This window comes from Mesorhizobium sp. M1329, assembly GCF_040318035.1.
In the GTDB taxonomy this organism is placed as follows: Bacteria; Pseudomonadota; Alphaproteobacteria; order Rhizobiales; family Rhizobiaceae; genus Mesorhizobium.
Window position 1 is genome coordinate 24,944 of sequence record NZ_JAMYLN010000005.1, and the last position, 22,418, is coordinate 47,361.

Sequence of the window (22,418 nt, forward strand, 5' to 3'; positions counted from 1 at the left end):
GCACGGCGGTACGGATACGGTCTCTCCGGCCGTCGCTTGACAATAGCCGAAGGCTGCGCGACGCCAGACAAGGGTGTGGCAACGGGCCAGGTTGGCATGGCAGCAGCAGTGGCAAAAACGCTGAACATCGTCTCACGGTCGCGTCCGGGCGGTTGCCCGGCTTTGGGACCAATACGGTGATCAAGCCGCGCTCACGCCGCGGCGGCGGCCGCCCGACCATCGCCGATGTCGCCCGCAAGGCCGGCGTCGGCGCCATTACCGTATCGCGTGCCTTGCGTGAGCCGGGACGTGTCTCAGAAGATCTGCGCCGCCAGATCGAGTCCGCCGTGAACGAGCTCGGCTATGTGCCCGACCCGAATGCGCGGGCGCTGGCTTCGGCGCGCGCCGAGGTCTTTGGCGTCCTGGTGCCCTCGCTTACCAACAACGTCTTTGCCGAAGTGGTGCGTGGCATCTACGACAGCCTGTCGGACGGCCCTTTCCGCATCCAACTCGGCAACACTCACTATTCCGGCCTCGAGGAAGAGCGGCTGCTGCAGGTGTTTGGCCCGCAACGCCCGGCGGCGCTGATCGTGGCCGGCATCGACCAGACTCCGGCGTCGCGAAAACTGCTGGAAACGGCAGGCTGTCCGGTGGTGCAGGTGATGGAGACCGGGCCAGATCCGGTCGACATGATGGTCGGGTTCTCACATTTCGAGGGCGGCAAGGCGGCTGCGGAACATCTGATCGAGGCAGGCTATCGCCGGATCGGTTTCATCGGTGCGCGCATGGATCCGCGTTCGCAGCGGCGCCTGGCCGGCTATCGCGCAGCGATGGAGGCGGCCGGGCTGTTCGATGCGCGGCTCACCACCACGACGCCGGTGCCCTCCAGCGTCACCCTCGGCCGCGAATTGTTCCGCGACGCGCTGGCCAAGGTGCCGAGCCTCGACGGGGTGTTCTGCAACAATGACGATATCGCCCTCGGCGTGCTGTTCGAATGCCATCGCGCTTCGATCGCGGTTCCGAAGACGGTCGGCATCGTCGGCTTCAATGATCTCGACATGATGGAGGTAGCTTTCCCGTCGGTCACCAGCGTTCGGACCTACCGTTACGAGATCGGCCGGCGGGCGGTCGCCATGGCGCTTGCGGCGATCGAGGGCAACAGGCCGGAGCAGCGAGTCGTCGACCTCGGCTTCGAACTCAAGCGGCGCGAGAGCACGGCGCGCTGAAGCGAGCTTCAACGCAATGGCGCTTTACACTACGTCATGGTAGCGCTACCAGTTGTCGCCGGGCGGAATGTCGCCCCGAAGATGGTAGGCTGTTTATTATACATAAGCGACAGCTCACGCTTGTTTATTATGTATAATATGATAGTTTTTGCGGGACTAGCCGGAGCAACAAGGGAGGGGATCGGGTCGGCATTCGGCCACCTGAACGCGCAACGGGTACGGCGGGAGGTGCCGGGCCGAAACGCGCAAATTCATCGGCGTAAGAACAAACAAAACTGCAACTGGGAGGAATATCGATGATCAAGTCACTCGTTGGCGGTATCGTTGCCGCCACTGCTTTCGTCATGCTGAGCTCGTCGGCGATCGCCGAACCTGAAATCGTCAAGGGGCCATCGGCCGAGCCTGACTGCTTCGCGCCCTGGTCGGCCGATACGCAGTTCTTCAAGTTTCCCAAGAAAGACGGCCCGTACCGCATCGCTCTGGCCAACGGCTACATCGCCAACACTTGGCGCATCCAGATGGTGCAGACGGCAAAGGCCTATGCAGCGCAGCCGGAGGTCGCGGCCAAGCTCAAGGAATTCAAGGTGGTCTCGACCGGCGAAGACGTGCCGGCCCAGATTTCGGCAATCAACAATTTCATCGATTCCGGCTATGACGCGATTGTCGTCAACGCCCAGAACCCGACCGCATTCGGCCCTGTCATCAAGCGGGCCAAGGAAGCCGGCGTGGTGCTGGTCGCCTTCGACAACATCCTCGACACCAAGGATGCCATCAACGTCAATGTCGACCAGAAAGGCCTTGGCGAATTGTGGGGCAACTGGCTGGTCAAGCACATACCGAACGGTGGCAAGGTGCTGGAAGTGCGCGGCGTCGCCGGCACGTCCGTCGACACCGATCGCCATAGCGGCATCCACGAGGTTCTCGACGCTTCCGGCAAGAAATGGGATGTCACCGAGGTCGTCGGCAAGTGGGATGACGGCGTTGCGCAAAAGGCTACGGCCGATGCCATTGCTACCAACGGCCCCTTCGACGGCATTACCGGACAGGGCGGCGATACCGGCATCGTGCAGGCGATGATCGATGCCAAGCATCCGTTTGTGCCGTTCGGCGGCGAGACGGAGAATGGCTTCCGAAAATTCTGCGCCAAGTTCGCCGCTGACGGGCTGAAATGCTCGTCGGCCGGCACCGGCCCGGCTCAGGTCGCGGTTGCCATCAAGACGGCGATTGCAGCACTTGAAGGCCAGGTCGTGCCGCAAGCGGTCAAGCTGCCGCTGGCGATCGTCGAGGATCCGAACTTCAAGGCAGGCCAGGATTTCTTCCCCGACCAATCCGACAATTTCTTCGTCGGCAATTCCTTCCCGACCTGCGGCATCAATTTCACGGCGCAGGAAATCATGGGCCAGAGCAAGGAAAACCAGTAAACTCCAACAGCCCGACGCCGCGGGAAATCCCGCGGCGTCGGCGCTCGACATCCTGATTGCCAAGCGCCTGGGGAGGGCCGATGGACGGTGCGGTTCCGCTCTTCCGGATGGAAGGCATATCCAAGCGCTATGGCGGCGTGCGGGCGCTGGAGAAGGCTGAACTGTCGGTCACTCCAGGCAGCATCCACGCCATTCTCGGCGAGAACGGCGCCGGCAAATCGACGCTGATCAAGGTCATGGCGGGCGTTGTCGCGCCCGACGAGGGCCGCATGATGCTGGACGGAAACGAAGTGAGCTTCGCTTCGCCGGCCGCTGCCAACCAGGCCGGCATCGTCTGCATCTTCCAGGAACTGTCGCTCGTCCCCGAACTCAGTGTTGCCGACAACATCGTCATTTCCGATCCGCCGAAGCGTTTCGGCATGATCGACCGCAAGGCGCAGCGCCGCATCGCCGAAGAAGCCCTTGCTCGCGCCGGCGCCTCCGATATCCATCCGCTGGCGCTGGTCAAGGATCTTCCACTTTCGAGAAGGCAGATGGTCGAGATCGCCAAGGCGCTGGCGCGCAAGCCACGCATCCTGATCCTCGACGAGGCGACCTCGGCGCTGACCGCGGCTGACGTCGCCAGGGTTTTCGCCGTGTTGAAGCGGCTGCGTTCGGAAGGGCTGGCGCTCCTCTACATATCGCACCGCATGAACGAGATCGCCGAGCTGGCCGACCAGTGCACGGTATTCCGCAATGGCCGCAATGTCGCCAGCTATGCGGCCGGCACCAAGAGCGACAACGAGGTCGTCGAACTGATGATCGGGCGCGAGTACAGCCACATTTTTCCGCCCAAGCCCGCGCGGGCGGCTGCTGCAGCCACGCCGGTTCTGGAGGCGCGCAGCCTGTCCTGGACGGATCGGCTGCACGATGTCTCGCTGTCGGTCGGGGCGGGCGAGGTGGTCGGCCTCGGCGGCCTCGATGGCCAGGGCCAGCGCGAATTGCTGCTCGCCTTCTTCGGTGTGCTGCGCGGCCTGTCGGGCCAGATCCTGATCGACGGCAGGCCGGTGGCGATCGCCAGTCCGGCCGCGGCGCGTGACGACCGGATCGGCATGGCGCTGATCCCGGAGGATCGCAAGACGGAAGGGTTGATGCTGCCGATGACGGTGCGCGAAAACCTCTCCTTCGCCGCCCTCGACCGGCTGTCCAGGGCCGGCATCATCGATCGCGCCGCCGAGCAGCGGCTGATCGACGACATGGTCGGTCTTCTGGCGATCAAGACGGCCGGCCTCGACATTCCGGTCGGCGCGCTGTCCGGCGGCAACCAGCAGAAAGTCGTCATCGCCAAATGGCTGATGCGGCAGCCGCGCATCATCCTGCTCAACGATCCGACGCGCGGCATCGATGTCGGCACCAAGCAGGAGCTTTACCAGTTGATGCGCAAGCTTGCCGACCAGGGTGCGGCGATCCTGTTCTATTCGACCGACTATGACGAGCTGATCGGCTGCTGCGACCGGGTGCTGGTGCTCTATGACGGTGCGGTCAAGCGCGAATTGGTCGGCGCCGAAATCACCGAGCGGGCGCTGATCGCCAGCGCGCTCAACATTCACGAAGAGATGCCAAGGCAAGGAGCGGACGCGTGAAGGATTGGCGCTACTGGCTTGCCGAACAGCGCGGAACGCTGCTGGCGTTCGGCATCTTCGTCGTCATGTTCGTCATCTACACCTCGAACCATCCGGCGGGTTTCACCGCCAACGTCGTACAGACGGCCTCGAACAAGGGCGTGCTGCTCGCCTTCGTCGCCATGGCGCAGACGCTGGTGGTGATCACCGCCGGCATCGATCTTTCGGTCGGCATGATCTTCACGCTGACCAACTGCCTGGCGTCGTGGCTGGTCGTCGGCACCGGCATCGAGACCGCCTTCGGCGTCATCGCCGTGCTCGGCACCGGGCTGCTGTGCGGGGCAATCAACGGCGCCATCGTCATCTATGGACGCCTGCAGCCGATCGTCGCCACCATCGCCACCGGCGCGGTCTATTTCGGCATCGCGCTGCTGCTTCGGCCGTTTCCGGGCGGCTCGGTCAATGAAGGGCTCGCCGATGCGCTGACCGGGCGCCTGTTTGGTTTTGTGCCGGCGAGCCTGGTGACGCTGCTGGCGGTCGTGCTCGTTGTCTGGGTGCCGTTCAGCCGCTCGGTGCTCGGCCGGGCCGCCTATGCAGCCGGCTCCTCGGAGATGGCGGCCTACATGTCCGGCGTGCCGATCCGGCGTGGAAAGTTCGCCGCCTATGCGCTTGCCGGGCTGCTTGCAGCGATCGGCGGGCTGTTCCTGACGTTCTTCACCTATACCGGCGATGCGGCCTATGCCAGCGGCAACGCCTATACGCTGTTTTCGATTGCCGCGGTCGTGCTCGGCGGCGTGTCGCTGTTCGGCGGCAAGGGCAGCGCCATCGGCGCGATCTTCGGCGCGCTTGCCTTCCGCACCATCGGCGACCTGCTGTTCGTCTTCGATTTCGATCCGCTCTGGCAGCCCCTGTTCCAGGGCGTCATCCTGCTGATCGCGGTCAGCCTCGGCGCCTTCGCCCTGTTTCGGGTCCGCAACCGGCTGGAGTGGTTCCTGTGAGCGAAACGACTGTGAGCGGTCTCGCCGGCCGCATGCCGAAATTCCTCCGCCGCGCCGATCCGGCGGTGCTGACGGCGTTCGCCTGTATCGTGCTGCTGCTGTTCCTCGGCAGCCTCTATTCGCGCAGCTTCCTGTCGCCTGAATACCTTTTGCAGCAGCTCAAGGTGGCGTCGTTTCTCGGCGTCATCGCCACCGGCATGATGCTGGTCATCCTGCTCGGCCAGATCGACCTGTCGGTTCCCTGGTCGGTGGCGGCCGGCGCCATGATGGCCTGCGCTGCGGCCGCATACGGTCCCGTTGGCGTGGCGCTTGCCATTCCGTTCGGCATCTTCTGCGGCGTCCTGATCGGCATCGTCAACGGCATCGGCGTAGCCTATCTGCGCATTCCCTCGATGATCATCACGCTTGCCACCAACGCCGTCGCGCAGGGGCTGATGGTGGTCTATACGGGCGGTTTCTCGCCGCAGGATTCCGCGACCGGTGCGATGCGCTATGTGGCGACCGGCTTTGCCGTTCCTGGCGTGCCCAATGCGGTCCTCATCTGGGCGCTGATCGGCGCCGCAATGGTGTTCGTGCTGACCCGCACTGGCTTCGGCCGCACCGTTTACGGTATCGGCAATCGCGAGCGTGCCGCCTATCTTTCCGGCATCGATACAAGGCGGGTGGTGATGATCGCCTTTGCGGTTTCGGGCGGGCTCTCCGCCTTCGGCGGCGTGCTGTTGGCCGGCTATGCCTCCAAGGCGGCACAATCGATGGGCGATGCCTATCTGCTGCCGTCGATCGCCGCGGTGGTGCTCGGCGGCACCTCGATCCTCGGCGGGCGCGGCTCCTATCTCGGCACCGTCGCCGGCGTGATCCTGATCACGCTTTTGCAATCCATTCTCTCTGTCATGCAGATGCCGGAGGCGGGACGGCAGATCATCTACGGCGTCGTCATCGTCGCCATGCTGCTGCTCTATGGCCGCGCGCCGGCAAGCCGCTGACCTGCATGACCGGGAAAGACGTGGCATATAAGCCGGCGAGCACTGGACGAGCGACATCCGCCATCGTGGTGATGGGCGTCGCCGGCTGCGGCAAGTCGGTCGTCGGCGAAGCGCTTGCAGCGGCATCGGGCGCCGTCTTTATCGAAGGCGACAGGCTGCATCCGCCCGAAAACGTCGCGCGCATGGCGAGCGGGCAGCCGCTCACCGACGCGCTGCGCGAGGGCTGGCTCGACGCGATCGGCCAGCGCATGGCAGCATCGGTCGCAAGCGGGCAAGGTGTGGTCGCCGCCTGCTCGGCGTTGAAGCGCAGCTATCGCGATCGCCTGCGCGGCTTTTGCCCGGATATCGTTTTCGTTTACCTGGAGATCGACCCGGCAACGGCAAAAAAGCGCGTCGGCGATCGCAAGGGTCATTTCATGCCGGCAAGCCTGGTCGACAGCCAGTTCGCCACGCTCGAGCCGCCAGCGGCGGACGAGGCGGCGATAACCTTGGATGGCACGCGTCCGGTCGCCGACACCGTCGCGACCGCCTTGAGCCTGCTCGCGCGCTAGATTTGCGACGTCAGTTCGACTGGGAAATCGTCATTGTCGGCGTCGCGCATGGCCGCGAGGCTGCGGTTGTCGAGCACCTCGGCGATTGCCTGACGGACCTCCAGCATCATATGCCGGACTTGGCAGGTCGCCTCGTCGCAATCCTCGCAGCGCTGGTATTGCGTGCGGCTGGCGCAGGGGATCGGCGCCAGCGGCCCGTCGAGGACGCGCACGACATGGCCGATCTTGATCTCGGAAGCCGGCCGGGCGAGACGATAGCCGCCTTCCTTACCCTTGCGGCTCTGGACGAATCCTGCGTTGCGCAACTCGCCCAGGATGGCATCCAGAAATTTCTTGGGGATGTTGTTGGCGACCGCAATGTCGTTGACGAATGCAAGCTGGCCGACCGGCAGGCCCGACAGATGCACGAGGGCCTTGAGGCCGTATTTGCCTTTTTTGGTAAGCATGCCCGAACCGACCCATAAAGCCCCAACCACCCGCATCTGGCGGCTGTTTGTGTGCAAATAATGACGGTTTGGCCGTGCGATGCCGTTCGCGCAGACAGGCCGTCCGACGACATATTGCGCGCAAACGCGTTGATTCTTCGTAACGTTTTGGCGGGCGGGCGGTCCGGAATGTGCGGAAGCTGCAATTTCGGCGGGGCAAAATGGAGAGAAAGCCGGCAAGCGCCGGCTTTCAATCAATCCGCGAGGTTGGCGACATCAGCGGCTGCCGTAAGTCTGGTCGAGCAGGCCGCCCGCTGCAAAATGCTCGGCCTGGACCTTGGCCCAGCCGCCGAAGACGTCATCCACCGTCAGCAGGCGGACATCGGGAAACTCAGCCTTGTATCTGGCGGCGACGGCCGGGTCGCGGGCCCGCAGGCCGTTGCGGGCTGCGATGTCCTGGCCCTCCGGCGCATAGAGGAAGTCGAGATAGGTCTTGGCGAGATCGCGTGTGCCGTGCTCGTCGGCGACCGTGTCGACGATCGCCACCGGAAATTCCGCCAACAGGCTGACCGAAGGCGTCACCTGCTCGAATTTGTCCTCGCCATACTCCTTGCGGACGCCGCGCGTTTCCGACTCGAAGGTGATCAGCACGTCGCCGATCTCCCGCTGCACGAAAGTGGTGGTCGCGGCGCGCCCGCCGCTGTCGAACACCGGCACGTTGTTGAACAGCTTTGTCACAAACTCCTTCACCTTGGCATCGTCGCCTTTGAAGGCTTCCTTGGCGTAGGCGGTGGCCGCGAGATAGGTGTAGCGCGCATTGCCCGATGTTTTCGGATTGGGGAAGATCACCTGGACGTCGTCGCGCACGAGATCGTTCCAATCCTTGATGTGCTTCGGATTACCGGCGCGCACCAGGAAGGAGGGCAGCGAATAGAAAGGCGAGGCGTTGTCCGGAAAGTCCTTCTGCCAGTCGGCGGAGATAAGGCCTTTCTTGACCAGGAAGTCGATGTCGATGACCTGGTTGAAGGTGACCACGTCGGCGCCGAGGCCTTCGGCAATGGCGCGTGCCTGTGCCGACGTTCCGGCATGCGACTGATCGATGGTGACGCCTGGGTGCGCGGCGACGAACGCCTTGTTGACCTGTGCAAACAGTTCGCGGCCGACATCGTAAGAAGCGTTCAGCAGTTTGTCGGCCGACCAGGCTTGGGAGGATGCGAGGAACAGGCCAGCCAACGTGGCGACGCCAAGCAAAAATCGCTTCATGAAACAGGGCTCCAATGCCATGCGCTTAATGCCGGACCATAGCGGCAAGACATCGTGCGCGACGAGGGACGCAGAGCGGCCGCTCCACGTTGTCGATAGAAGAAATATTCCCGCTGTGGGCGATTTCTAGTTTTTTCTTTCAAGCAGAGTCTCAGGACAGCCTGGCAGCGGTGCCGATGCCGTCGGCGTGCACGATGGTTCCCGGCCGGCCAACGCGGTGCAAGGCGATTGCATCGCCGCCCTGTCTGGCATATACAATAGTATATACAAGGAGCTGTTGTCATGTCTCAAAACCGCCATTCAGCAACCCCGCCGAAGGAGGCGAAGCTGTTTCGTAACAATCGCAGCCAGGCGGTGCGCATTCCTGTCGAGTTCGAACTTCCCGGCGAAAAGGTCTTGATCAGCCGTGAAGGCGACCGCCTCATCATCGAGCCGGTCCGCAAACCTGGCCTCACCGCACTGCTCGCGCAATGGGCGAAAGAGCCGCCGCCGAGTGCCGAGGAAGACTTTCCCGAAGTCGAGGATATGCCTGTCAAATCCGAGGAATTTTTTTGATGCGATTCATGCTGGACACGAACATTGTCAGCGACATGATCCGAAATCCGGCCGGGAAAGCCGCAAGCGCTGTCCTGCGCGTGGGAGACGCCGCCGTGTGTACCAGCATCGTGGTTGCGTCGGAACTGCGATATGGCTGCGTCAAGAAAAGATCAGCCAAGTTGCACAAGAAGGTCGAGGAATTGCTGGCTGAGATTCCCGTCTTGCCGCTCGATGTGCCGATGGATACCGAGTACGGCGCGATTCGCGCAGAACTGAAAGACAGGGGCCAGACCATCGGCCAAAATGACCTTTTTATTGCTGCCCACGCCCGCGCGCTGGGAACTACCCTGGTGACCGCCAACACCGGGGAGTTCAACCGGATCAAAGGCCTGAAGGTCGAGAACTGGCTGGTGTAGCGCCTGATAGAGGATCAAGCAGCCGGAAAAAGCTTCCAGCGCCGCGGCCGAAAAGCCACGCGACTTTTCTGCGCTGCCGGATGATCGACGGGCAATTCGATCTCGACCCGCTGGCGTTCGCCGCCGATTTCGAGCTCGACCCGCCTGGTGCCGGCGACGCGGCGGCTGGCGGCGACCGTGCCGGCGATGCAGCCGTTGCATTCTTCCACCAGATCGACGTCGTGCGGGCGGAAGAACAGCGTCGCTTCGCCTTGCGGTGCGTGCGGTGCGGAAAGCCCGATCGGCCGGTCGGCGATCCAGACCTGGCCGTCCTCGACCTTGACTGGAAGCGAGCTCGATTCGCCGATGAAACCGTAGACGAAGGGCGAGTTCGGCGTGTCGTAGATCTCGTCGGCGGTGCCGACCTGCTCGATGCGGCCCTGGCTCATCACCACGACGCGGTCGGCAAGCTCCAGCGCCTCTTCCTGGTCATGGGTGACGAAGACGGTGGTATGACCCGTGGTGTCGTGGATGTCGCGCAGCCAGCGGCGCAACTCGCGGCGCACCTGCGCGTCGAGCGCGCCGAACGGCTCGTCGAGCAAAAGCACGGCTGGTTCGATCGCCATGGCGCGGGCCAGCGCCACCCGCTGGCGCTGGCCGCCCGAAAGTTGCGCCGGATAGCGTTTTTCTAGGCCGGAAAGCTGAACGAGGTTGAGGAGTTCCGAGGCGCGGCGGCGGATTTCCTTCGCCGACGGGCGTGACGGCCCGTGCCGGACTTTGAGTCCGAAGCCGATATTGTCGGCGACCGTCATATGGCGAAACAGCGCGTAGTGCTGGAAGACGAAGCCGACATTGCGCTCCTGGATCGACTTTTGCGAGGCATCCTCTTCGCCGAAGAAGATCTTTCCGCGGGTCGGCCGCTCCAACCCGGCAATCAGCCTGAGCAGCGTCGTCTTGCCGGAACCGGAAGGTCCCAGCAGAGCGATCAGTTCTCCCGACTTGATGTCGAGCGAAACGTCGTGGAGGGCCGGAAACCGCTCAAACTCCTTGCGCACGTTGGCAACGCGAACTTCCATGCAAATCCCTTTTGTAGTTGATGCATGTCGTTATCCCAAAACCGGTTCCCAGTTTTGGGCGACATGCATTTTGTCAGTGTCCGCGCGTCGCGGCGATCTCGGCGCCGTAGCGCATCTCGAGAAGTGTTTTCAAGACCAGCGTGACGAGCGCCAGGCCGGCAAGCAGCGAAGCGACGGCAAAGGCGGCGGCGGCATTGTACTCGTTATAAAGGATTTCGACATGCAGTGGCATGGTGTTGGTCAGCCCGCGTATGTGGCCCGACACAACCGAGACCGCGCCGAACTCGCCCATCGCGCGGGCATTGCACAGCAGCACGCCGTAGAGCAATCCCCATTTGACGTTGGGCAACGTCACATACCAGAACGCCTGCCAGCCATTGGCCCCGAGCGACAGGGCTGCCTCCTCGTCGCCGTTACCTTGTTCCTGCATCAGCGGGATCAATTCGCGGGCGACGAAGGGGAAGGTGACGAAGATCGTGGCAAGCACGATGCCCGGCACGGCAAACAGGATGACGATGCCATGCGCCTTGAGCCAGGCGCCGAGCAGGCCTTGCGCGCCGAACAGAAGTACATAGACCAGGCCGGAAATGACCGGGGAGACCGAAAACGGCAGGTCGATCAGCGTGGTCAGGAACGCCTTGCCCTTGAACTCGAACTTGGCGATCGCCCAGGCGGCGGAAATACCGAAGACGACGTTGAGCGGCACCGAGATCGCCGCCACCAGAAGCGTCAGGCGGATCGCCGAGCGCGTGTCCGGTTCGCCCAGCGCCTGTGTGTAGGCCTCGATGCCTTTGGCGAAAGCTTCCTTGAAGACGATGATCAGCGGCAGGAGCAGGAAAATGCCGAGGAAGGCAAAGGTCACGATCATCAGCACGGTTCTCGCCGTGCGACTTTCGGTCACTGCCGGCGACTGGCTCTCGTGGTGCGGCGCGTAGGATTTGATCTCCGGGTCAGCCATAGCGCTTGCGGCTCCAGGTCTGCACCAGGTTGATGACCAGCAGCATCACGAAGGACAGCGCCAGCATGATCGCCGCGATCGCGGTCGCCGCGGCGTAGTTATATTCCTCCAGCCGGATGACGATCAGAAGCGGCGCGATCTCGGATTTGAAGGGCAGGTTGCCGGCGATGAAGATGACGGAACCGTACTCGCCGACGCCGCGTGCGAAGGCCAGCGCGAAACCGGTGACGATAGCAGGCGCCAGTCCGGGTAGCAGAACGCGGCTGATGATCTGGAAGCGATTGGCGCCGAGCGTGGCGGCCACTTCCTCTACCTCCTTGTCGATCTCCTCCATGATCGGCTGCACGGTGCGCACGACGAAAGGCAGGCCGATGAAGACCAGCGCGATGACGATGCCGAGCGGCGTATACGCGACCTTGATGCCGAGCGGCGTCAGCAGGCTTCCGATCCAGCCGTTCGGTGCGTAAAGCGTGGTCAGCGCGATGCCGGCAACCGCCGTCGGCAGCGCGAAGGGCAGGTCGACCATGGCATCGACGATGCGGCGGCCTGGAAAGCTGTAGCGCACCAGCACCCAGGCGACGATCGTGCCGAAGACGACGTTGACGGCGGCGGCAATGAAAGCGGTGCCGAAGCTGATTTCAAGCGCGTTGATGGTGCGGCGGTCGGTGACGATCGCCCAGAAGTCGGTCCAGCCGAGCGCCGCCGAGCGCCAGATCAGCCCGGACAGCGGAATGAGGATGATGAGGGTGAGGTAGGCAAGCGAGAAGCCGAGCGTCAATCCGAAACCCGGAATGACGCTCGGCTGTCTGAACCGCCACCCCGCCTTGGCGGGTGCTGTGGTCATGTCGTCCTGATCTAAATGCTACTGGGCCGGCTTGTAGATCTGGTCGAATATACCACCATCGCCGAAATGATAAGGCTGTGCCTTCTTCCAGCCGCCAAAAAGCGGGTCGTCGATGGTGATCAGCTTGATCTCAGGCAGCTTGGCCAGGTCCTCCGCCGGTACCAGGTCCGGCTTCGAAGGGCGATAATGGTTCTTGGCGATGATCGTCTGGCCTTCCTTGGAATAGAGATAGCTCAGATAGGCTTCGGCAACTTTGCGCGTGCCTTTGGCGTCGACATTGGCGTCGACCACGGCGACCGGCGGCTCGGCCAGGATCGAGGTCGGCGGGTAGACGATATCGAAATTGTCGGCGCCGAACTCGTCGAGCGCCAGATAGGCCTCGTTTTCCCAGGCGAGCAGCACGTCGCCCAGCCCTTTTTGCGCGAAGGTCACGGTGGCGCCGCGCGCACCGGTGTCGAGAACCGGGACATGCGCATAGAGATTGCCGACGAATTCCTTGGTCTTGGCCTCGTCGCCGCCATCCTTGGCGCTGGCGTAGGCCCAGGCGGCGAGATAGTTCCAGCGCGCGCCACCGGAGGTCTTCGGATTGGGTGTGATCACCTGGACATCGTCCTTGACCAGATCGCTCCAGTCATGGATGCCTTTGGGGTTTCCCTTGCGGACGAGAAAGATGATGGTCGAGGTGTAGGGCGCGGAATTGTTTTCGAATTTCGTCCGCCAGTCGGGATTGATCCTCTTCGATTTCGAGACAATCGCGTTGATGTCGCCTTCGAGCGCCAGCGTCACCACGTCGGCGTCGAGCCCGTCGATCACGGCGCGGGCCTGGGCACCCGACCCGCCATGCGACTGCTGGACGGTGACCGTCTCGCCTGTCTCGGCCTTCCAGTGGGCAATGAAGGCCTCGTCGAATTGCTTGTAGAGCTCACGCGTCGGATCATAGGACACGTTGAGAATGGTGGTGTCGGCAAACGCGAAACCGAGCGTGCCGAACTGGACAGATGTGGCGACCAGTGCGCCGAGCAGTTTCCTGAAATGAGGTTTGGTCATTTCCGCCTCCGTTGAACTCGCGCCAAATCTACCGAATTGATAGAATTTAGATGCATTCAATGTTGCCTTTTTTGGCTCATTGAAGCAATTTTTCGCCTAGTTTCGGCGATGCGAGGAACTATTTTCCCCGCATGGACCGACCGCGCTCCCGACGCGATTAACTAGAGACGGCCAGCTCTTCGGCAATGGCTGCGTCGCGTCCGAAGGTTCGGCTGGCTATTCGGCGGTAACGGGAAAGTTGAAGCGCTCCCTTGGAAACGGCTCGTTCTCCAGCGTGAAGTGCCACCATTCGCGCGCGTAATTCTTGAAGCCGCCGGCGCCGCATCGCCTCGACAAGTTTTTTGCGGTTTGCCGCCGCTCCACTGGCTATCGGTCGGTGAGCCGTTTCGCTCGCCGGATCGAAACAGTCGAAACCCGTGCCGAAATCGAGCGTGTCGGCATCGGTCGCGCCGCAGGCCGGTTTCGGAGCGCTCTTGCGATCGGCTGGCGCGATCGCGACATCGACCGTCGATCCGCGCGAATGGGTGGACAGTTCGCCGATATAGCCCTTGGCGATGAGATCCTTGCGCTTGATCTTCGGGTACCATTGCGGGTCCGGTGGCCCGCCCGTTTTTGTCCATTCACCCATGTCGGTGACAGCCCGTGCAGGGCGGTAGCAGTCGAACACGACCAGCGTCAGCCTTTCGGCAGCAATCACTTTCTGCACTCCCGAAAGCGCTTGCGCCGCTTGCCTAGTGAGGACGCATACCGGCGCATCGTAACCGCTTACCTTGCGATGCAGGAAATTTTCGAGGCCGGCATAGCGGATATCCTGCCGGATCGTCGGGTCGATGTCCGCAAGGCGGACGAAACCGGCCGGGAGGTCAGCGGCGGAGGCGGAGAGGATGATTGCGAACAACGTGGCAAGGACCGCGGCAATCTTTTGCAGGGCGCGCTTCGGCACACCCCCCTCTGGCCTGCCGGCCATCTCCCCCGCAAGGGGAGAGATTGGCAGCTCCGCCACCTCGCTTGCTCTCCAACCTTGGTGATTGGCGAAAACGATGGAGACATCCGATCTCCCCCCTTGCGGGGGAGATGGCCGGCAGGCCAGAGGGGGGTGCCTCGGAACAGGCATGGGTGAATATCCTGCTATCCGCCGACCTATGGAAAACCAATTCAGTTAATCGCTTGGCGCCGTCTATTCAACAAAAACCTTCACGCTGGCCGCGCGTCCCGCCGCGTCGATCACGGTCAGGGTCGAATAGCCGGCGCCGTCCGGCTGCCAGGTCGCGGTGCGCCGCCGGTCGATGCCGACCAGCGGCTTGCCGTTGGCCAACCAGCGGAATGGTGCGCGGCCGCCTTGCAGCTTGAGAACCAGCGGCGAGGCGTCGGCCGAGGAAGTGTCGAGATCGACGCGGGCACCGTCGGGCGGAAAGATGATGGTTGGCGCAGGTTCGGTCGGCGTCGCCTGCACCAGCCCATCGGTGCCGACGCCGAAGCGCGTCAGCGTCACCGGCAGCTCCTCGCGCTTCGGACGCCGGACGCCGGACGGCTGGCTTGGCAGCGGCACGGCGGCCAGGCCGGAACGGACAAAGCCTTCGAACAGGATGGGCGCTGCCGAGATGTAGCCGGACAGGCCGGGCACCGCGCCGGCGTCGGGGCGGCCGACCCACACGCCGAGCACATAGCGGCCGTCGAAGCCGACCGACCAGGCGTCGCGATAGCCGTAGGAGGTGCCGGTCTTGTAAGCGATGCCGCGTTGGGCGGCACCCTGGGGCGGCTTGACGCCCGACAGGATGTCGGTGATCTGCCAGGTCGCCTGATCATCGAGGATGGTGGTGGTTGAGCGTTCGGCATTCGCCGGCTCGGTGCCGTCATGCAGCGTGTGTGCCTTGCCGCCATTGGCAAGCCCGGTATAGAGCTGAACCAGGTCGCGCAGCGTCACCCCGACGCCGCCGAGGCCGATCGCCAGGCCGGGCGCTTCGTTGACGGGTAGGATAGGGGTCACATCGGCCTGGCGAAAGCGCGCCATCAGCCGAGCCGGGCCGACCGCGTCGAGCACGCGGATCGCCGGCACGTTGAGCGACAATTGCAGCGCCTGCCTGATGCTGACATCGCCCTGATAGCCCATGTCGAAGTTCTTCGGCCGGTAACCGGAGAAATCGGCTGGGCTGTCCTCGATCAGCGTCTCCTGCGCCACCAGGCCTTGTTCGAAGGCGAGGCCGTAGATGAACGGCTTCAGCGTCGAGCCAGGCGAGCGAACGACTTTGGTCATGTCGATCCAGCCCGAACGGCTGGCATCGAAGAAATCGGCGGAGCCGACCTCGCCAAGGATATCGCCGGTGCGGGAATCGGCCAGCACCATGGCCACCGAGAGGCGAGGGCCGAGCCTGGCGGCGGCATCCTTGGCCACCTGCTCCAGCCCTTCCTGGACACTCTTGCGGATCGTCAGTTGCAGCTTCTGGCCGGGGATTGCCTTGGGCAGCATCGCATAGGCCGCATGGGCAGCGAGTGCCGGCAAGGTGCGCCGCAGCCCCGACACATCGTCGAGCGCGGCTCGCGCGGCCTCGCGTTCGCCGAGCAGGCCCGCCGAGACCATGCGGGTCAGCACGCGGTCGCGGGCCGCATGGGCGACGTCGAGGTTGCGGTCGGGGCGCCGCTTTTCCGGCAATTGCGGCAACGCGACGAGCAGGGCCGCCTCCGAGACCGTCAGCCGCTTCGGCTCCTTGCCGAAATAGGCGAGCGAAGCGGCGCGCACACCTTCGAGATTGCCGCCATAGGGCGCCAGCGTCAGATAGCGTTCCAGGATCTCGCGCTTGGAAAGCCGCCGTTCGATCTGGACGGCGCGCAGCATCTGCTTGATCTTCGAGCCGAGGCTGCGGCTGTCGCGCGGTTCGATCAGCCGCGCGAGCTGCATCGACAGCGTCGAACCACCGGAGACGATATGGCCGCTGGTCGCGAACTGGCCGGCGGCACGCGCCAGTGCCAGCACGTCGACGCCTTGATGATCCCAGAAGCGCTTGTCCTCATAGGTGACCAGCATGTCTACGAACTGCTTGTCGACCTGGTCCAGGCTGGTAGCGAGCCGCCAGTAGCCGTCCGGCGTGGCGAAGGCGCGCAACAGCTGGCCGTCACGGTCCTGCACTTCGGTCGAGACCGTCAGCGCAATCGGCAGCGGCGGCGGAAAAGCGCGGTCGAGCTGCCAGAGGGCGGCGGCGGTGATTGCAGCGAGACCGGCGAAGGAGATGCTTGCGATGGCGGTGCGGTGAAGGAGCTTTCTTGAGAACATGGCGCTGCCCCTCATTGCCCTGCCGGGCATTTCTCCCCGTATAGTGACGGGGAGAAAGGAGCCTGCATCGAGGCTTTCGCCAGTTTCCAACGTTGAAAAACAGGTGCCGACGATCGCGACAGTCCCCTTCTCCCCGTCACTGTACGGGGAGAAGGTGCCGGCAGGCGGATGAGGGGCAGCACCAGCGTTCTGTTCATGATCGTCACCAACGGTGCCTTTACGGCGCCTTGACCTCCATCATGCCGGTGGCGGTGCGGGCCGAATATTGCGGCCGGTACATGTCCTCGATCGTTGCTGCCGGGTGGGCGTAGGTGCCCGGCGTCACCGCGCGCACGACGTAGGCGAGCGTGATATTGCGGTCGCCGTCGCCGTCGTTCGGATTGAATGCCGCAACGAAACGGTCGTCGCGGAATTCGAGATGGGCGGCATCGGTCTGCGCCAGCCAGGAGAAGTTCGTCAATTGGGCGCTGGAAACCAGGCCCGGATTGTCGATCTCGAAGCCGGCCGGCAACAGGTCGGTGATCAGCAGGCGCGAAGGCCAGGTGTTCTGCTCGTAAACCTTGAGCACGACGACATAGCGTTCGTTCTGCTTGACCTCCGTCACGTTGGCCTCTGTGCCGTCGAGCCTGTAGTAGGTACGGCTGATGGTAAAGCCATTGCCGCCGGCCGGCAGAGGCTGGATCGGCGAGGCCACGGTGGTGACGACCGCCTGCAGCGGATTTCTGCCGGTATTAACGATGGTCAGCGGACTGTCGGCCAGGTCGCTGCCGGCGATCTGGTCCGAATAACCGCCGGCGTGCGGTGCGCCGTTGACGGTCAGCGCGATCGAATCATTGCCGGCCTTCAGCGCGCGGGCCGCCAGCAGCATCCAGGACTCGTCCTGCGTGCTGGTCCACCTGGCGTCGGCGCGTTCCCTGGTCACCAGTTGGATCAGCGCCGGCACGATGGTCGGCACCGGCTTGCTTTCCGCGGCAAGCGCCAGGATCGCCGCGCCGTCACGCAGTGGCGAGCCATAGTCGGACCGGTAATAGTCATACTCGGGCGTCGACTTGGCCAGCTGCAGCGCGGCCTGGAAGGTTGCCTCCGAGCGCTGGGTGTCATCGTAGAGCGCGAGAGACGCCGCCAATTGGGCAACGGCCATCGGGCTGGTAAAGGCTTCGAGCTGGGTGTCGGCATAATAACGCAGATCGCCGACCGAGGCCTTCTTGTTGCGGGCAAGCACATAAAGCGCATAGGCGATCTCGCTGCCGCGATCCTGGACGTCCTGATCGTAGCCGATCGCGTTCTGCAGATTGCTCAGCGCCTGGTTCATCGCCAGAGCCGGCACGTCGTATTTCTGCTCGCGTGCTCGGGTCAGGAAATCGGTGACATAGGCGTCGAGCCACAGATCGCCGGAACCCGGACCCCACAGGCCGAAGCTGCCGGCCGAGGCCTGGTAGCTCAGCACCTTGTAGATGGCGTCCTGGACGCGGCCATGCAGATCGGGGTCGCTGGCCATGCCGATGCCGGAAGCCATCTCGTTGACGTAGAGAAGCGGCATGGCGCGGCTGGTGGTCTGTTCGGCGCAACCATAGGGATAGCGGTCGAGCGTCATCAGCAGCGACGGCACATCGAAGGCAGCCGCCTGCGAAACCCCGACGCTGACCGAAGCGCCATCGAGCAGGCTTGCCGCCAGCAGTTCCTTGTCGACGCGCAGCGCGCCGCCATTGCCCTTGAGGTCGACGACCATGCGGGTGGTCACCGGCAGTTGCGCCGGGCGCACCGGCACATAGAGCGTCTGCTCGACGGCGGTGCCGTCGGCATGCGCAAGCTTGATGGTGATCGAGGCGTTGCCCGCAGTCTGCGCAATCAATGGTACGGTCAGTGTCTGCCGCTTGCCTTTGGCCAGCGTCAGCTTTTCAGGCAAGGCGGCACTGCCGGTAGACAGGTCGCCCGTCGTGTCGATGGTCAGCTTGTAGTCGCCAGCGGGGCCGTCGGTGTCGGAGACGTCGAGCCGCATGACGGCGGAATCGCCGGGCGCCAGGAAGCGCGGCAGGCCGGCGGTGATCACCACCGGATCGCGCACGATGACGTCGGACTGGGCATGGCCGACGGCCTCCTTGGTCCAGGCGACGGCCATGACGCGCACGGTGCCGTTGAACTGCGGAATGTCGAAGTCGATCCGCGCCTTGCCGTCGGCATCGAGCTGGACCGGGCCGGAGAAGAAGGCGACCAGCTTTTCGGTCGGCGGACTGCCTTGCGATTGCATGTTGGCGCCATCGCCGCCGGTGCGCAGCTTACCGGTTGTGCCCAGCGAGCCGTCGATCAGCCGGCCATAGATGTCGCGAACCTCGAGACCGAGCATGCGCTGGCCGAAGAACCAGTTCTCCGGATCCGGCACCTTGTAGTTGGTCAGGTTGAGGATGCCGACGTCGACGGCCGCGATCATGACATAGGCGTTGGTGCCGGGCTGCACGCCGGCAACGGCGACCGGGATCGACAGCTGCTGGCGCGGCATGGTCTTGTCCGGCGGCGCCAGGCTGACGGCAAGCTTGCGCGAGCCGGGATCGAGCTTCAGCCATTTGACGCCGATGGCGCGCGCCGGCATGCGTGTCTCTTGCGCATCGCCCGGCCTGAACAGCGTTGCCGTGACGTAGGCGCCGGCACCCCAGTCGTCGCCGACCGGGATATCGACGGTGCTGCCGCCGGCCGGCACGCTGGCGGTGACGGTCTTCAGGAGCTTGTCGGCGCCGATGGTGACGAGCAGCTCGCCGGCAAAGTGCGGCGACACTTTGAGCTTGGCCACTTCACCCGCCGCATAGGTATCCTTGTCGAGGGCGATCTCGAGGCCGTCGGGCGTTTCGGTGGTGGTGGAACTGACATACCAGCCGGCGTCGAACTCGTAACTGGTGGCCGGGCCTTCCGGATCCGCTGTCTCGATCTCGAGCCGGTAGCGGCCCCAGTCGACCGGCAGCGACACCGTCGCCTCGCCATCGGTGCTCAGGTCGACCTGGCCGTTGGCCACCGCCTTGGTGAAGGTGACCGGCTCATAGTTCCAGGAGTTGCTCGAGCGGTACCACTGGTAGCTACGCTCCACCTTGACCAGCGACCACTGCGCGCCCTTCAGCGCCTCACGCTTGCCGTCTGGGTCGACAGCGATCAGGCTGAACTTGGCCGTGCCGCCTTGCGGCACCTCGTCGTCGTCGAAATCCGGGCGGATGCCGATCATGTGGCCCTGCGGGCGTATGCCGATGTTCAGCGAGCGCTCGATCGCACGGCCGCCGGTTTCACGCATCCTGACCGTGACCTTTGCATCGACCAGCTTGGTGGTGGATGGCAATTGATCGACGGAAACCGGGAAGGTCGCCTTGCCGTCCTCGCCGACCACCGGCAGGCCGGTGAAGGGCGTCACCGTCGGTTCGGCCGACTGTTCGTCGGCCAGACCGAAGGAATAGCCCTTGAAGCGGTCCCAGTCGCGGCCGGTCGACAGCGTCAATTCGCCTTCGAGCGCGAGGCCCGCCGCCGGCGCGCCGTAGAGAAAGCGGCCGTCGACGGTGATGTTGGCGGTCTCGCCCTGGGCGATCTCCTGCTTGTCGGAGGACAGGTCGAACTCGATGCGATCCGGTACGAAGTCCTCGACCAGGAACATCTGGCTGGCGACTGCCGCCTGCTTGGGATCGGTATGGATCGCCACCGTCCAGGTGCCGCGCATGGCGTTGGGTTCCAGCGGCAGGTCGACCGCGTGACCGCCGGCCGATGCGCCATCGCTGACGATGCGGCGGTCCTCGACGCCGTCGGGCCGCGAGAAGATGAAGGTCAGCGGCAGATTCTCGACCGCCTTGGCGGCACTGTCGCGGGCAAGGGCCGCGACATGGACATCTTCGCCGGCGCGGTAGATGCCGCGCTCGGTCCAGGCATAGACGTCGAGCGCGCCAGGTGCCGGCCGTCCGGCGACGCCACGGTCGGACAGGTCGAAGCCGGCCCGGCCCATATCGAGGAAGACGAAATCGTCGTCGCCCTGTTTGGCCATCAGCACGGCCGGGGCCATGCCGCTGTCGCCGCGCGTCAGGCCGGGATTGAACACCGCCCGCCCTTCCGCGTCGGTGGTCGCGGTGCCGAGGATTTCATTGTTTCTGGCCAGCAGCGTCAGCTCGGCGCCGGCGATCGGTCTGGCGGTTGCGAGCGAACGGGCAAAGACATTCAGCCCATCCTGTCCGGTATAGGTCGACAGGCCGATATCGGAGACGACGAACCATTGCGTGGCGTGCGAATCATAGTCGTCGCTGCGATCGTCGACGGCTTGTGCGGTCAGCACATAGACGCCGGGCTTGCGCTTCGGCAACGCCTCGTCGATGGGGAAGGAGGTGGTGACTTCCTTGTTGAGGTCGTTGGCGATGTCGAGCTGGCCTTGCCAGACCGGCTCGCCCATCTGTTCGGAGATGTTCGAAATATCGTAGCCGTCGAGTTGGCGCAGGAACTGATATCCCGACAGAAGCTGGGCCAGCGAGCGGTCGCCGATGCGGAAGAGCTTCATTTCGGCGGCATTCATGTTGACGGTGACGACCGGTATGCCGCGGCGTGCGCCGGCGGGCAGCACGAAGCTGTCGCCGGTGAAGCGGGCCGAAGGCGCGCGGTCCTGCACGTAGATCGACAGAACCACCGGTGCCGCGGTGACCTCGCCAATGGCGGCCGGCAGACCGGCGCGGAAGGTCACGTCATAATGTTGGCCGTGCTCGAGCCCTTCGACGCAGATCTGCTTGTCCTTGGCGTCGACGCCCTTGGGAGCGGCGTTGTCGACGGTAACGAACTGCGAGTAATCGACGCCGGTCTTGACCAGTTCCTCGGAGAACTGCGCGCAGATGCGTGGCGCGCTGGTGTCGGCATCGACGGTATGATCGATGACGCGGAAGCCCTTGCGGGCCTTGAGATCCTGGTAGGCGGCCCTGACTCCCGGCGAATTGACGAGAGCGAGACTCGCCTCGTAGGCCTGCAGGGCCGGCCTGTAGAGATCGCGGCGATCAAGGCCGTCCCCGAGCAGGGCCAGCACGTCGGCGCGCGTCTTTGTGGTGCGCAGCAATTTGTAGGCGTTGAAGGCGGCGGAAGTGGCGTTCGCCGGCAGCGTCGACGGCTCCGAACTGTTGGCGGTCGGATGGACGGCAAGCGTTTCGCGCGCCAGCTCGAGCCAGAGCTGGCCATCATCAGGCAACACCGAAACCGCCGCCTCGTATTTGTTCATGGCCGAGCGATGATCGCCCGTCAGCGCCGACTGTTCGGCGGCGGCCCTCAGCGCCGTCAGCCCCTCGGTCGGCTTGACGTAGGTCGGGCTAGTGAGCTTGTTGCGGTACTGCTGGGCCTGGTCGGCCATCCAGTTGGGGAAGAAGGCGAGTTCGGGTGGCGCGCGGATGTCGGGATCGCCATCGATGTTGACGACCTTGCCGGCGACGGCGCCGCCGAAGGGTTTCAACGAATTGTAATCGGATTTAAGGAAGCACCATTTGGCCTTGAGGTTGTAGGTGAAGGCGCGGCAGGCCGGGTCGCCGAGGCAGGTGGTCTTGCACTGGTCGAGGCTGACATTCTGGTCGGATCTGAGATCGAAACCGAAATAATCGGAATTGTCCGATGTCACCACCCGCCGGGCTTCGGCCGCTTGCGCGACACCGCTCCAGGCAAAAAAGAGAAGGAAAAGAATCGATAGACCACGAGCCGCGCGCATTGCCATAAACCCCTCCAGACAAGTGCTTACGTCCAGAAATGTTCAAGCTTCAGTCGCGCTTGTCAACATCAGGACGCGGCAGGATCCGCCTGCCAACGGTTTGCTTTCCGGCCGATGACCGGTAGTAGCTCCATAGGACAGGGGATCACGCTTT

17 protein-coding genes are annotated in these 22,418 nt (G+C 63.9%); 8 read left to right on the forward strand and 9 right to left on the reverse strand.

Annotation, left to right across the window (positions count from 1 at the left end; genetic code table 11):
• The first annotated feature begins 176 nt into the window (after positions 1-176).
• From gntR to NKH21_RS06490, 6 genes are all read left to right on the forward strand, one after another.
• Positions 177-1,205: an HTH-type transcriptional regulator GntR gene (gene gntR, locus NKH21_RS06465; RefSeq protein ID WP_352863629.1), complete on the forward strand. Its 1,029-nt coding sequence runs from the start codon at positions 177-179 to the stop codon at positions 1,203-1,205.
• A gap of 296 nt (positions 1,206-1,501) precedes the next feature.
• On the forward strand, positions 1,502-2,626 hold the full coding sequence (locus NKH21_RS06470) for a sugar ABC transporter substrate-binding protein (protein ID WP_352564355.1): 1,125 nt from the start codon (positions 1,502-1,504) through the stop codon (positions 2,624-2,626).
• Positions 2,627-2,706: 80 nt separating this feature from the next.
• The gene (locus NKH21_RS06475) at positions 2,707-4,248 is read left to right on the forward strand and encodes a sugar ABC transporter ATP-binding protein (protein ID WP_352564357.1); all 1,542 of its coding nucleotides are present in this window, start codon (positions 2,707-2,709) and stop codon (positions 4,246-4,248) included.
• On the forward strand, positions 4,245-5,225 hold the full coding sequence (locus NKH21_RS06480) for an ABC transporter permease (protein WP_352564358.1): 981 nt from the start codon (positions 4,245-4,247) through the stop codon (positions 5,223-5,225). Before NKH21_RS06475 ends, NKH21_RS06480 begins: the two co-directional genes overlap by 4 nt.
• Positions 5,222-6,208 (forward strand): ABC transporter permease, encoded by a 987-nt coding sequence (locus tag NKH21_RS06485; protein ID WP_352564360.1) that lies wholly within the window; start codon positions 5,222-5,224, stop codon positions 6,206-6,208. The genes NKH21_RS06480 and NKH21_RS06485 overlap by 4 nt, the downstream gene beginning before the upstream one ends.
• Positions 6,209-6,213: 5 nt before the next feature.
• The gene (locus tag NKH21_RS06490) at positions 6,214-6,759 is read left to right on the forward strand and encodes a gluconokinase (RefSeq protein ID WP_352564362.1); all 546 of its coding nucleotides are present in this window, start codon (positions 6,214-6,216) and stop codon (positions 6,757-6,759) included.
• Here the strand turns inward: NKH21_RS06490 and NKH21_RS06495 are convergent.
• Both NKH21_RS06495 and NKH21_RS06500 read right to left on the reverse strand, forming a co-directional pair.
• A complete protein-coding gene (locus tag NKH21_RS06495) occupies positions 6,756-7,205 on the reverse strand; it encodes an RrF2 family transcriptional regulator (RefSeq protein WP_006202816.1) in 450 nt (149 codons plus the stop codon). The two genes, NKH21_RS06490 and NKH21_RS06495, sit on opposite strands and share 4 nt — an antisense overlap.
• Positions 7,206-7,460: 255 nt before the next feature.
• Positions 7,461-8,447, reverse strand: a complete 987-nt coding sequence (locus tag NKH21_RS06500; protein ID WP_352863632.1) for a sulfate ABC transporter substrate-binding protein — start codon at positions 8,445-8,447, stop codon at positions 7,461-7,463.
• Positions 8,448-8,729: 282 nt separating this feature from the next.
• On the opposite strand from NKH21_RS06500, the gene NKH21_RS06505 reads away from it, so the two are divergent.
• Entirely contained in the window at positions 8,730-9,002 is a 273-nt protein-coding gene (locus NKH21_RS06505) for an antitoxin (RefSeq protein WP_352863634.1), read from the forward strand.
• Complete coding sequence (locus tag NKH21_RS06510; RefSeq protein WP_502911857.1) at positions 9,002-9,400, forward strand: type II toxin-antitoxin system VapC family toxin; 399 nt, start codon at positions 9,002-9,004, stop codon at positions 9,398-9,400. Before NKH21_RS06505 ends, NKH21_RS06510 begins: the two co-directional genes overlap by 1 nt.
• A 14-nt stretch (positions 9,401-9,414) precedes the next feature.
• Here the strand turns inward: NKH21_RS06510 and NKH21_RS06515 are convergent, their stop codons facing one another.
• From NKH21_RS06515 to NKH21_RS06550, 7 genes are all read right to left on the reverse strand, one after another.
• Entirely contained in the window at positions 9,415-10,455 is a 1,041-nt protein-coding gene (locus tag NKH21_RS06515) for a sulfate/molybdate ABC transporter ATP-binding protein (RefSeq protein WP_352564367.1), read from the reverse strand.
• A 73-nt stretch (positions 10,456-10,528) separates the two neighbouring features.
• Positions 10,529-11,413, reverse strand: a complete 885-nt coding sequence (gene cysW, locus NKH21_RS06520; protein ID WP_292658912.1) for a sulfate ABC transporter permease subunit CysW — start codon at positions 11,411-11,413, stop codon at positions 10,529-10,531.
• Complete coding sequence (gene cysT / locus NKH21_RS06525; RefSeq protein WP_352665961.1) at positions 11,406-12,257, reverse strand: sulfate ABC transporter permease subunit CysT; 852 nt, start codon at positions 12,255-12,257, stop codon at positions 11,406-11,408. The genes cysW and cysT overlap by 8 nt, the downstream gene beginning before the upstream one ends.
• A gap of 18 nt (positions 12,258-12,275) precedes the next feature.
• Complete coding sequence (locus tag NKH21_RS06530; RefSeq protein ID WP_352491075.1) at positions 12,276-13,304, reverse strand: sulfate ABC transporter substrate-binding protein; 1,029 nt, start codon at positions 13,302-13,304, stop codon at positions 12,276-12,278.
• Between the two features lie 157 nt (positions 13,305-13,461).
• Entirely contained in the window at positions 13,462-14,307 is an 846-nt protein-coding gene (locus NKH21_RS06540; RefSeq protein WP_502911858.1) for a M15 family metallopeptidase, read from the reverse strand.
• Positions 14,308-14,481: 174 nt separating this feature from the next.
• Complete coding sequence (gene pbpC, locus NKH21_RS06545; protein WP_352564371.1) at positions 14,482-16,572, reverse strand: penicillin-binding protein 1C; 2,091 nt, start codon at positions 16,570-16,572, stop codon at positions 14,482-14,484.
• Between the two features lie 217 nt (positions 16,573-16,789).
• Positions 16,790-22,270 carry an alpha-2-macroglobulin family protein gene (locus NKH21_RS06550; RefSeq protein ID WP_352863640.1) on the reverse strand — a complete coding sequence of 1,827 codons (5,481 nt, stop codon included), beginning with the start codon at positions 22,268-22,270 and terminating at the stop codon, positions 16,790-16,792.
• Between the last annotated feature and the right edge of the window lie 148 nt (positions 22,271-22,418).

Excerpts from the sequence above, each read along its gene's own strand:
- NKH21_RS06470 (WP_352564355.1), top strand. The coding sequence starts at position 1,502 with ATGATCAAGTCACTCGTTGGCGGTATCGTTGCCGCCACTGCTTTCGTC.
- NKH21_RS06505 (WP_352863634.1), top strand. The coding sequence starts at position 8,730 with ATGTCTCAAAACCGCCATTCAGCAACCCCGCCGAAGGAGGCGAAGCTG.
- NKH21_RS06550 (WP_352863640.1), bottom strand. The coding sequence starts at position 22,270 with ATGGCAATGCGCGCGGCTCGTGGTCTATCGATTCTTTTCCTTCTCTTT.
- NKH21_RS06515 (WP_352564367.1), bottom strand. The coding sequence starts at position 10,455 with ATGGAAGTTCGCGTTGCCAACGTGCGCAAGGAGTTTGAGCGGTTTCCG.
- NKH21_RS06490 (WP_352564362.1), top strand. The coding sequence starts at position 6,214 with ATGACCGGGAAAGACGTGGCATATAAGCCGGCGAGCACTGGACGAGCG.
- NKH21_RS06500 (WP_352863632.1), bottom strand. The coding sequence starts at position 8,447 with ATGAAGCGATTTTTGCTTGGCGTCGCCACGTTGGCTGGCCTGTTCCTC.
- cysW (WP_292658912.1), bottom strand. The coding sequence starts at position 11,413 with ATGGCTGACCCGGAGATCAAATCCTACGCGCCGCACCACGAGAGCCAG.
- NKH21_RS06530 (WP_352491075.1), bottom strand. The coding sequence starts at position 13,304 with ATGACCAAACCTCATTTCAGGAAACTGCTCGGCGCACTGGTCGCCACA.
- pbpC (WP_352564371.1), bottom strand. The coding sequence starts at position 16,572 with ATGTTCTCAAGAAAGCTCCTTCACCGCACCGCCATCGCAAGCATCTCC.
- NKH21_RS06495 (WP_006202816.1), bottom strand. The coding sequence starts at position 7,205 with ATGCTTACCAAAAAAGGCAAATACGGCCTCAAGGCCCTCGTGCATCTG.
- NKH21_RS06510 (WP_502911857.1), top strand. The coding sequence starts at position 9,002 with ATGCGATTCATGCTGGACACGAACATTGTCAGCGACATGATCCGAAAT.
- NKH21_RS06475 (WP_352564357.1), top strand. The coding sequence starts at position 2,707 with ATGGACGGTGCGGTTCCGCTCTTCCGGATGGAAGGCATATCCAAGCGC.
- cysT (WP_352665961.1), bottom strand. The coding sequence starts at position 12,257 with ATGACCACAGCACCCGCCAAGGCGGGGTGGCGGTTCAGACAGCCGAGC.